The sequence below is a fragment of the Moorena sp. SIO3I6 genome (assembly GCF_010672095.1).
In genome coordinates, this window is record NZ_JAAHHU010000778.1 from 1 (window position 1) to 2,243 (window position 2,243).

The window sequence follows — 2,243 nt, forward strand, 5'->3', positions numbered from 1 at the left end:
TCTGCTGTAGGCTTAGTCTCACTCTTGGGTTCACCTTCACCACAGCCTGAGAGGAAAATTACAGCTATAACCATTAGATTTACCCATATTTGCACCTTTTTGACCATGATTATGCGATCGCTTCTACCTTCGCTTCTACCTTAATTAGTATACAAAACTTAATAAAACTCAGTTTTGGGGTAATTTACAATGCCCCTCTCCCCCATCTGCCCACTGCCCACTGCCCCATCTGCCCACACTTTCCTATCTCCCCACACTTCCCACACTTCCCACACTCCCCCCTCTAGACCCACACCCCCGCGCCCGGGATACATCACTATTTTCAGTAATTTAGCTGATGGTTTTAATACAAATGGCTGAGGTTTATTAAAAAAAAATAATATTATCCGTTGATTTTGAGCAGTTTTCAGTTTAACTTCACAGAATCTTCCTCAAGATTAACATGATTTTTATATAAAAATAGCGGTTTTTTCTGTTATTTGTAGATCCAAGTAGCCTATCTAACGGTCATCAAAATAGTTCCGATAAATTCATGAATTGTTCATAAAGTTTAGCAGTTATAAAAAAAAATATGTAGACTAATTTTAAACTAATCATGTAGACTAATTACTTAGCAAAATAACCCGCAACCAAAGTAATTAACACAGGTTAAATTATCAATTAATTTAGTTTGCCAATCAAAAATAGAAGCTTTAAGTGGCAAACTATGACCGAGTCAACTTGAGGATGAAGCGATAATCAACAGACCCATTAGTTATGGCTATCTTAGGACATCAATTACGAGATAAATTACGAGCTGACCAAAAGGGTGCAGGTAGTACTACAGGGAGATATTTAACCCCATTTCAACAAAAACTTCTGCAAAAAAGTTTGGAATTGGATCTATCAGAAAAATACCGTCAGCGTATTCAAATTATGCTGCTGGCGGATCAGGGGAAATCTCAAGCTGAAATTCGCCAAGCCTTAGGCTGTTGCCCAGCGACAGCTAGGCATTGGATCCTGATGGCTCGGACTGGTCAAGCACTCAATTGGCAGGATAATCCCATTGGTCGCCCTAAGGCGGTTAATGAGCAATATCTTGAACGGTTACAGGAACTGGTAAAACAGAGTCCTAGGGACTGTGGCTATTCATTTCGGCGCTGGACAGCTCATTGGTTGAGTAAGCATTTGGCTAAGGAATTGGGGGTTGAAATTACCCCTCGCCATGTGAATCGGTTGCTCAAAGAGATGGGATTGTCCACTCGACCGAGAAAATCCAGTAAGGCTCAGTCAAAGACGACTGAGAATGGGATGAGTGGGGTTAGCATTATGATTCATGACTTGCAATCGGCTGTTCTACCTGATTCTTCACCGATTATGCTCTCTTACACAAATAGGATAACCCTGAGTACCAATGGTTAAAAGTTCATCTGCTCCAATAATTTCTCCTCAACAATTGAGCAAGACTCTGGGATATTCTCTGTCTCCATCAGAATTCCAGCGCGTCCTAAAACGATGTCAATTCAAAGAGCCTAAGGTGGGCAAGTTTTGGCACGCAGGAACTAGTAATGCCAATAGTAATGCCAATAGTAATGCTAATAGTAATGCTGGGATCTATATCATTATCGCTGGTAAGGTGAGACTACTCAATGGGGCAGGTGAATTAATCACTACCTTGGAAACTGAGGAGTCTTTTGGCGAATTGACCTTGTTCCCAGAAGTTGACTTGGAGCCCTATTTGGCTAGAGCTTCAGTGAATTTGAAGCTGTGCTTTTTACCAGCGGATGTGGTGTTGGCTCTGATGGATCGCTATCCCCAAATCCGAGACCATTTGTGGAATACAGCACAATTGCGAGACTCCCAGTGCCAAATGCGATCCTCTGAAAGAGCCGCTACCGGAACGCAAAATCCTGTCCCAGCTCACTCCGCCACTCCCCTCACCTCTGGATCCCATCAAAAAACCAAGTCCCAGAAAAAAATCAAGAAAGCTTTCTTCCCTCATCCTGCTCAGCGTGTGGGACATTGGTTTCAACGAATTACTAGGCGCTATCCATTTTATGCTCAACAGAGTGCTAGCGATTGTGGTCCAGCTTGTTTGGTGATGGTGTCTCGCTACTGGGGCAAGCAGTTTAGTTTAAATCGCTTGCGGAAGTTGGCGAATGTCAACCGAGATGGCTCATCCCTGCGAGGATTGTGCTTTGCTGCCGAAAGTGTTGGCTTTTCCACTCGTCCAGTGCAAGCTAGTTTCGATGATTTGGTGAAGA

General features: G+C 43.0%; 3 protein-coding genes. 2 read left to right on the forward strand and 1 reads right to left on the reverse strand.

Annotated elements, in window-relative coordinates; genetic code table 11:
• Positions 1-158: 158 nt before the first annotated feature.
• Positions 159-314 (reverse strand): hypothetical protein, encoded by a 156-nt coding sequence (locus F6K49_RS42620; protein ID WP_198954257.1) that lies wholly within the window; start codon positions 312-314, stop codon positions 159-161.
• A 442-nt stretch (positions 315-756) separates the two neighbouring features.
• On the opposite strand from F6K49_RS42620, the gene F6K49_RS42625 reads away from it, so the two are divergent.
• Both F6K49_RS42625 and F6K49_RS42630 read left to right on the forward strand, forming a co-directional pair.
• Positions 757-1,401 (forward strand): helix-turn-helix domain-containing protein, encoded by a 645-nt coding sequence (locus F6K49_RS42625; protein ID WP_293107487.1) that lies wholly within the window; start codon positions 757-759, stop codon positions 1,399-1,401.
• Positions 1,394-2,243: cysteine peptidase family C39 domain-containing protein (locus F6K49_RS42630; RefSeq protein ID WP_293107489.1), on the forward strand; the 850-nt coding region annotated here is incomplete at its 3' end. The genes F6K49_RS42625 and F6K49_RS42630, both read left to right, overlap by 8 nt.

Coding starts and splice junctions, on each gene's coding strand:
- F6K49_RS42620 (WP_198954257.1), bottom strand. CDS start 314: ATGTATCCCGGGCGCGGGGGTGTGGGTCTAGAGGGGGGAGTGTGGGAA.
- F6K49_RS42625 (WP_293107487.1), top strand. CDS start 757: ATGGCTATCTTAGGACATCAATTACGAGATAAATTACGAGCTGACCAA.